8 protein-coding genes are annotated in these 7,576 nt (G+C 68.7%); 1 reads left to right on the top strand and 7 read right to left on the bottom strand.

Going from position 1 to position 7,576, the window contains the following annotated elements:
* The 6 genes from prcA to arc form a co-directional block, all read right to left on the bottom strand.
* On the bottom strand, nt 1–579 hold a 579-nt coding region (gene prcA, locus CCN44_RS37425), incomplete at its 3' end, for a proteasome subunit alpha (protein ID WP_086703227.1).
* Nucleotides 580–640: 61 nt separating this feature from the next.
* Nucleotides 641–1,486 carry a proteasome subunit beta gene (gene prcB / locus CCN44_RS37420; RefSeq protein ID WP_086703224.1) on the bottom strand — a complete coding sequence of 282 codons (846 nt, stop codon included), beginning with the start codon at nt 1,484–1,486 and terminating at the stop codon, nt 641–643.
* A complete protein-coding gene (locus CCN44_RS37415; protein WP_086703221.1) occupies nt 1,438–2,043 on the bottom strand; it encodes an endonuclease VII domain-containing protein in 606 nt (201 codons plus the stop codon). Before CCN44_RS37415 ends, prcB begins: the two co-directional genes overlap by 49 nt.
* A gap of 49 nt (nt 2,044–2,092) precedes the next feature.
* The gene (locus CCN44_RS37410) at nt 2,093–2,311 is read right to left on the bottom strand and encodes a ubiquitin-like protein Pup (protein WP_059248381.1); all 219 of its coding nucleotides are present in this window, start codon (nt 2,309–2,311) and stop codon (nt 2,093–2,095) included.
* Nucleotides 2,312–2,483: 172 nt separating this feature from the next.
* A complete protein-coding gene (dop, locus tag CCN44_RS37405; protein ID WP_346163047.1) occupies nt 2,484–3,995 on the bottom strand; it encodes a depupylase/deamidase Dop in 1,512 nt (503 codons plus the stop codon).
* Nucleotides 3,996–4,228: 233 nt separating this feature from the next.
* A complete protein-coding gene (arc, locus tag CCN44_RS37400; protein WP_059248383.1) occupies nt 4,229–5,995 on the bottom strand; it encodes a proteasome ATPase in 1,767 nt (588 codons plus the stop codon).
* Between the two features lie 520 nt (nt 5,996–6,515).
* On the opposite strand from arc, the gene CCN44_RS37390 reads away from it, so the two are divergent.
* Nucleotides 6,516–6,818: a ferredoxin gene (locus tag CCN44_RS37390; protein ID WP_086703217.1), complete on the top strand. Its 303-nt coding sequence runs from the start codon at nt 6,516–6,518 to the stop codon at nt 6,816–6,818.
* Nucleotides 6,819–6,825: 7 nt separating this feature from the next.
* Here the strand turns inward: CCN44_RS37390 and CCN44_RS37385 are convergent, their stop codons facing one another.
* A complete protein-coding gene (locus tag CCN44_RS37385; protein WP_059248385.1) occupies nt 6,826–7,407 on the bottom strand; it encodes a hypothetical protein in 582 nt (193 codons plus the stop codon).
* Nucleotides 7,408–7,576: the final 169 nt, after the last annotated feature.

Below are 7,576 nucleotides of genomic sequence, written 5' to 3'. Positions count from 1 at the left end.
GCCGTTGGTGTCCCGGGACAGCGCCTGCACCGCCAGCTTGAGCGCCTCCGCCAGGCTCATGCCGTCCCGGTGCCGCTGGTCCAGGAAACTGCTGATCTGCTCCGCGTTGCCGCCGACCGCGACCGAGCCGTGCTCGTCCACGATCGAGCCGTCGTGCGGCAGCCGGTAGATCTGGTCGCCCTCCGGGGTCTCCCCGACCTCGGCCACCACCAGCTCCACCTCGTACGGCTTCTCGGCCGCCGAGGAGAAGATCGTGCCCAGCGTCTGGGCGTACACGTTGGCCAGGCCGCGGGCGGTCACGTCGTCACGGTCGTAGGTGTAACCGCGCAGGTCCGCGTACCGCACACCACCGATGCGCAGGTTCTCGTACTCGTTGTACTTACCGGCCGCCGCGAAGCCGATCCGGTCGTAGATCTCGCTGAACTTGTGCAGCGCGCGGGACGGGTTCTCGCCGACGAACACGATGCCGTCGGCGTACTGCAGCACGACCAGGCTGCGGCCACGGGCGATGCCCTTGCGGGCGTACTCCGCCCGGTCGGCCATCGCCTGCTGAGGTGAGACATAGAACGGCGTCGACACCGGTTATCCGTCCCTTTCTGTCATGGTCACTGGATCACCTTGATAAGAACCGGGCCCGCGCTCAGAGCAGCGCGGCCTTCGGACCGTCCGGCTCCTCCAGCCGCTTCTGGAGCACCGCGCGGGACAGCTCCGACGCCTCGCCCTCGCTGAGCCGGCGGAAACCGTCCTCGGTGATCACGGTGATGATCGGGTAGATCCGGCGGGCGACATCGGGACCACCGGTCGCCGAGTCGTCGTCAGCCGCGTCATAGAGGGCCTGCACCACGAGCGTGGTCGCCTGCTCCTCGGTCAGGTCGTCACGGAACAGCTTCTTCATCGCACCGCGCGCGAAGATCGAGCCGGAGCCCGTCGCCGCGAAGTGGTGCTCCTCGGAACGGCCGCCCGTGACGTCGTAGGAGAAGATGCGCCCCTTCTCGCGGTCCAGGTCGTACCCCGCGAAGAGGGGCACCACGGCCAGGCCCTGCATGGCCATGCCGAGGTTGGAACGGATCATGGTCGACAGCCGGTTCGCCTTGCCCTCCAGCGACAGCTGGGCGCCCTCGACCTTCTCGAAGTGCTCCAGCTCCAGCTGGAAGAGCTTGACCATCTCCACGGCCAGACCGGCGGTGCCGGCGATGCCCACCGCCGAGTACTCGTCCGCCGGGAACACCTTCTCGATGTCCCGCTGGGCGATCACATTGCCCATCGTGGCCCGGCGGTCACCGGCGAGCACCACGCCGCCGGGGAACGTCACCGCCACGATGGTCGTGCCGTGCGGCGCCTCGATCACTCCCTGCGTGGGCGGCAGCTGCCGGTTGCCGGGCAGCAGCTCGGGCTGGTGCTCGGCGAGGAAATCCATGAAGGAGGAGGATCCTGGCGTCAGGAAGGCAGCTGGTAGACGCCCGGTGCTACGAGTGTTGGCTTCCACGCGATTCCTTCCACGTAAGCAGCAGCCCGCCTGATGACCTCGGGCTGATCCTTGAACTGCCCCAGTGCGGCATTGCAGCTGAAGCACAGTACGCCACGGACCCTACCCGTCTCATGGCAGTGATCCACATGCGCGGGCACGGCGGCCAGACAGATACAGCAGACGCCCCCTTGAGAGGCGGTCAACTCGTCACGCTCGGCTCGGGTGAGGCCGTACGTCCGCCTCAGGTGATGCTCACGTCCGAGCGCGGCCCGGCACGCCTTGCAGCGCGTCGACAGCCCGTCGGAAGCCGTCGCGTTCCGGTGCCACTCGCTGTGCGGCTTGATCTCCCCGCACATCCGACAGAGCTTGTGCCCGGCCGGGACGTCGGCCTTCTCCCGGACCGGCTTCCCCAGGGCCTCACGGCGGCGCCGGTAGTGCGCGGCGCTGTACTCCGCCACGCACTCCCGGCAGTGCACCTGGAGGCCGTCACGCCGATTCCTGTCCCGCGCGAAGGCCGTGCGAGGCAGATCCCGCCCGCACTTCCTGCATCGCTTCGCGTTCGGCCCCTCAGCCACCCGACTCCCCCGCGACCTTCATTTCGAAGGCAAGGCGACCAATTCGCCTTTACTCTCCGCCTTTTTGCACGAAGGAACGCACGAAATCCTCGGCGTTTTCCTCGAGTACGTCATCGATTTCGTCGAGGACCGAGTCCACGTCGTCGCTCAGCTTCTCGTGCCGTTCCTTGAGGTCCTCCGAAGCCTGCGCCTCCTGCGCCTGCTCCTCGACCTCCTCGGTGGACCGGGTGGCCTTCTGCTGGCCGCCGCCGGTGTCCTTGGTTGCCATAACCCTCACCCCGCTCAGTTCGCCTGCCGATCGGTGATGATCAGACCCTATAGGCCGGGTCCGACATCGGCCCCGCAGTTTCCACAACGTGCGGGGGCCACCTCGATGATTCCCGGGCGGCGGGATTTCCACCCTGCCCGCCCGGGGCGGTACGAGTACCCGCTGATCGCGCTCAGCCGCCGGACAGCACCCTGACCAGGTCTTCCGCCGTGCGGCAGCGGTCCAGCAGCTCCTTGACGTGATTTCGCGTTCCGCGTAGCGGCTCCAGGGTTGGAACGCGCTGGAGCGAGTCGCGGCCGGGGAGGTCGAAGATGACCGAGTCCCAGGAGGCCGCCGCGACGTCGTCGGCGTACTGCTCCAGGCAGCGTCCGCGGAAGTAGGCCCGGGTGTCCTCCGGCGGCTTCGTACGGGCCCTGTCGACCTCGGACTCGTCCAGGAGGCGCTTCATCCGGCCGCGGGCCGCCAGGCGGTTGTACAGGCCCTTCTCGGCGCGTACGTCGGCGTACTGGAGGTCGACCAGGTGGAGCCGGGCGGCGTCCCAGTCGAGGTCGTCCCGGCGGCGGTAGCCCTCCATCAGCTCCCGCTTGGCGACCCAGTCCAGTTCGCCGGCCAGGCTCATCGGGTCGTTCTCCAGCCGGGTGAGGGTGTCCTCCCAGCGGCTGAGGACGTCCTTGGTCTGGTCGTCGGCGTCGGCGCCGAAGCGCTCCTCGACGTACTTGCGCGACAGCTCGAAGTACTCCATCTGCAACTGGACCGCGGTGAGTGTCCGCCCGCTGCGCAGCGTGATGAGGCGCTTGAGGGAGGGATCGTGGGAGACCTGGTGCAGGGTGCGGACGGGCTGGTCGACGGCGAGGTCGACGGCGATGAAGCCGTCCTCGATCATGGACAGGACCAGGGCGGTCGTGCCCAGCTTGAGGTAGGTGGAGATCTCGGAGAGGTTGGCGTCGCCGATGATCACGTGCAGGCGGCGGTACTTCTCCGCGTCCGCGTGGGGCTCGTCCCGGGTGTTGATGATCGGGCGCTTGAGCGTGGTCTCCAGGCCGACCTCGACCTCGAAGTAGTCGGCGCGCTGGCTGATCTGGAAGCCGTGTTCGTGTCCGTCCTGGCCGATGCCGACGCGGCCCGCTCCGGCGAAGACCTGACGGGAGACGAAGAAGGGCGTGAGGTGGCGCACGATGTCCGAGAAGGGGGTCTCCCGCTTCATCAGGTAGTTCTCGTGCGTGCCGTAGGAGGCGCCCTTGTTGTCGGTGTTGTTCTTGTAGAGGTGGATGGGCTGCGCGCCGGGCAGCTGCGCGGCCCGTTCCGCGGCCTCGGCCATGATCCGTTCGCCGGCCTTGTCCCAGAGGACGGCGTCGCGGGGATTGGTGACCTCGGGGGCGCTGTACTCGGGGTGGGCGTGGTCGACGTAGAGGCGCGCGCCGTTGGTGAGGATCACGTTGGCGAGGCCGATGTCCTCGTCGGTGAGCTGGCTGGCGTCGGCGGCCTCCCGGGCGAGGTCGAAGCCTCGCGCGTCCCGCAGCGGGTTCTCCTCCTCGAAGTCCCAGCGGGCCCGGCGGGCCCGGTGCATCGCCGCCGCGTAGGCGTTGACGATCTGGGATGAGGTGAGCATGGCATTGGCGTTGGGGTGGCCGGGGACGGAGATCCCGTACTCCGTCTCGATGCCCATTACTCGCCGTACGGTCATGCGGCCCTCCTTGCCCGGCGGCACCCTCGGTCGTGGGCGCCGCTCAAGTACCGCTGGCGCTCCGGTGCGTGTGCGGTGCCCGTCCCCGCACTGCGCGACTCGGCGGTAGGAACGAGCCTAGAACGCCTTTGCGCTGGTGGGGAGATCATTTGCGTCATTGGCTGCTCCGGTCGTGGCCTGAAAAACAGTCGGCTGCGGGTACCCCGTCGAGGGCACCCGCAGCCGCCCTGCTGTTACAGGTACTGACCGGTGTTCGCCACCGTGTCGATGGAGCGTCCGGTGTCCGCGCCCTGCTTTCCGGTGATGAGGGTGCGGATGTAGACGATCCGCTCGCCCTTCTTTCCGGAGATCCGGGCCCAGTCGTCCGGGTTGGTGGTGTTGGGCAGGTCCTCGTTCTCCTTGAACTCGTCCACGCAGGCCTGGAGCAGGTGGGAGACGCGGAGGCCCTTCTGGCTCTTTTCCAGGAAGTCCTTGATCGCCATTTTCTTGGCGCGGCCCACGATGTTTTCGATCATGGCGCCGGAGTTGAAGTCCTTGAAGTAGAGGACTTCCTTGTCGCCGTTGGCGTAGGTGACCTCGAGGAAGCGGTTCTCCTCGGATTCGGCGTACATGTGCTCGACCGCGGTCTGGATCATGGCCTGGACCGTGGCCGCCTTGTCGCCACCGTGCTCGCCGAGGTCCTCCGCGTGCAGCGGGAGGCGCTCGGTGAGGTACTTGCCGAAGATGTCCTTGGCCGCCTCGGCGTCCGGACGCTCGATCTTGATCTTCACGTCGAGCCGGCCGGGGCGCAGGATGGCGGGGTCGATCATGTCCTCGCGGTTGGAGGCGCCGATCACGACCACGTTCTGCAGGCCCTCGACGCCGTCGATCTCGGCGAGCAGCTGGGGAACGATGGTGTTCTCCACGTCGGAGCTGACGCCGGAGCCGCGGGTGCGGAAGAGGGACTCCATCTCGTCGAAGAAGACGATCACGGGGGTGCCCTCGCTGGCCTTCTCCCGTGCGCGCTGGAAGACGAGGCGGATCTGCCGCTCGGTCTCGCCGACGTACTTGTTGAGCAGCTCGGGGCCCTTGATGTTCAGGAAGAAGCTCTTGCCGGCGGCCTGGCCGGTGACCTCGGCAACCTTCTTGGCCAGGGAGTTCGCGACGGCCTTGGCGATGAGGGTCTTGCCACAGCCGGGCGGGCCGTAGAGCAGGACGCCCTTGGGCGGGCGCAGCTCGTGCTCCTTGAAGAGGTCGGGGTAGAGGTACGGCAGCTCGACCGCGTCGCGGATGGCCTCGATCTGGTTGCCGAGGCCGCCGATCTGCTCGTAGCCGATGTCGGGGACCTCTTCGAGGACCAGTTCCTCGACCTCGCTCTTGGGCACGACCTCGTAGACGTAGCCGGAGCGGGGTTCGAGCAGGAGGGCGTCACCGGCGCGGATGGTGGTGCCGAGCAGGGGCTCGGCGAGCCGGACCACGCGCTCTTCGTCGGTGTGCCCCAGTACGAGGGCGCGCTCGCCGTCCTCGAGGATCTCCTTGAGGGTGACGATGTCGCCGACGCGCTCGAACTCCATGGCCTCGACCACGTTGAGCGCCTCGTTGAGCATGACCTCCTGGCCACGCCGCATCTCGTCGAGTTCGACGCTGGGGCTGACGTTCACCCGGAGTTTGCGTCCTCCGGTGAAGATGTCGGCGGTGCCGTCCTCGTTGGCCTGCAGGAAGACACCGAATCCGGCCGGCGGCTGAGCGAGCCGGTCGACCTCCTCCTTGAGGGCCACGATCTGGTCGCGGGCCTCACGGAGGGTGTTGGCCAGTCGTTCGTTCTGGGCGGACACGCCGGCCAGGTTGGTCTGCAGCTCGACGATCCGCTCTTCGAGAATCCTCGTGTGGCGCGGAGAGTCGGCGAGCTTGCGGCGCAGGACGGCGATCTCCTGCTCAAGGTAGGCGATCTGCCCGGCCGGGTCGTCGGACCCTCGTCCCGGGCGGATGCCGCGGTTCATGTCGTCGTCGTGGGCTGCCACGGTCCTCACCTCCTCCAAGGGGAGCTGGACGCTTCCAGACCCTACCTGGGTGGGTGTCGATTGAAACCCCTAGATCACAAAGACTGTCAAGGTGTGTCGTCGGTCACCCGGTGCACACTCCCTCGCACGGAGGGGATACCCACTCAACGTGATGGGAAAGCAGCTTGTTCCATGCTTGGCGTGGTCGAATCCCTTCGTGAGTGGCCGGAGTTGTCCGCTGGTGGCCGATCGGGCGGTCCGCGGGCAGCACTCAGGTCGCTCGTACGATCATCACGCAGAGCGACGGCATCGGCGGGTGGGGTCACCGTGCCGGCGGCCTGAAGTGATCGACCCGGCCGCCGGGGCACCTCTGTCCCGGTCCGGCGCTGGTACCCGAGGGGGCGGGGCCGGAAACCCCGGGCCGGTGCCACCCGGCCGGGCGGCGGGCGGAGGTAGGGTCGAGGGTGTTCAACAGCCGCTGGAGCGGACCCGGCTGGCCCTCGGGGTGCCGGGACCGCCCGGCGAACCGACGGCAGGAGAGATGACCGTGCAGCAGGAGACCCCGGGCGGCGAGGCGCTGGAGGTCTGGATCGACCAGGACCTGTGTACCGGCGACGGGATCTGCGCCCAGTACGCCCCGGAGGTGTTCGAGCTGGACATCGACGGGCTGGCCTATGTGAAGGGCGCGGACGACGAGCTGCTGCAGGCTCCGGGGGCGACCGTGCCGGTGCCGCTGCCGCTGCTCACGGACGTGGTGGACTCGGCGAAGGAGTGTCCCGGCGAGTGCATCCACGTACGCAGGGTTTCGGACAGGGTCGAGGTGTACGGGCCCGACGCGGAGTGAGTGCGGTTCAGACGCTGTGGGCCCCGGCCGGGGTGGAGCGGAGGAAGGCGTTGCCGTTCCACCGCCACGTGGCCGGGGTCTTCACGTCGGGGCAGCAACGGGGCACGGCGTCCGAGGAGTAACCGAGCAGGGTCGCGGTGACGGCACGCGCGCGGACGGTGAAGTCGGTGACCGTGAGCCGTTCCCCGGGCTCGACGAGGGTGGCGACGACGCGCGGCTTGCCGCCGTCCGCGGCGCGGGTGAGGACGTAGACCCCGTCGGGCGGGGTGCCCATGGGGGCGTCGCAGTGCACGACGGCGACGGTTTCCGGTCTGCCGTCGCCGTCGAGGTCCCCGGTGGCCTTCTTGGCGACGACCGCCTTCACCGGTCCGCAGTCCAGCGGGAACTCCACTCCGGTGGTGCTCGGCGGTGCGACGGCCGCGGGGGCGGGCCTGCCCCCGGTGCCGGGGGCGGACTGGGCGGCTGTGGCCGATCCGGGCTGGACGACGGAGGAGAGGGCCACGACGCCGGCGACGGCCGTGGCGGTGGCGACCCAGTGGATGGGCCGGGTCTGGGTGTGGGCGAGCTCCGGAACGGCGGATGGCTGCACGAGGAGTGTCTCCTGTGAGGGCTGTGCCGGTGGGATGGGCTGCATGGTGCCACACGTCACAGGGCGGTGGAACGGCGGGGTCCGGGATTCCCGCAGGCGAGGGCCCCGCGCGCGTGAGTGGCGCCGATGCTGGTGCCCTGTCAACGGACGGGCGCCGTGGCCGAGTTCC

Source organism: Streptomyces tricolor, from assembly GCF_002155905.1.
GTDB classification, from domain to species: domain Bacteria; phylum Actinomycetota; class Actinomycetes; order Streptomycetales; family Streptomycetaceae; genus Streptomyces; species Streptomyces tricolor.
Note: the sequence above shows the minus strand (reverse complement) of the source record. Positions and strands in the feature narration are given on the sequence as shown.

Bases quoted from the DNA above. Each gene is read 5' to 3' on its own strand.
- CCN44_RS37410 (WP_059248381.1), bottom strand. From the start codon at position 2,311: ATGGCAACCAAGGACACCGGCGGCGGCCAGCAGAAGGCCACCCGGTCC.
- dop (WP_346163047.1), bottom strand. From the start codon at position 3,995: ATGACCGTACGGCGAGTAATGGGCATCGAGACGGAGTACGGGATCTCC.
- CCN44_RS37390 (WP_086703217.1), top strand. From the start codon at position 6,516: ATGACCGTGCAGCAGGAGACCCCGGGCGGCGAGGCGCTGGAGGTCTGG.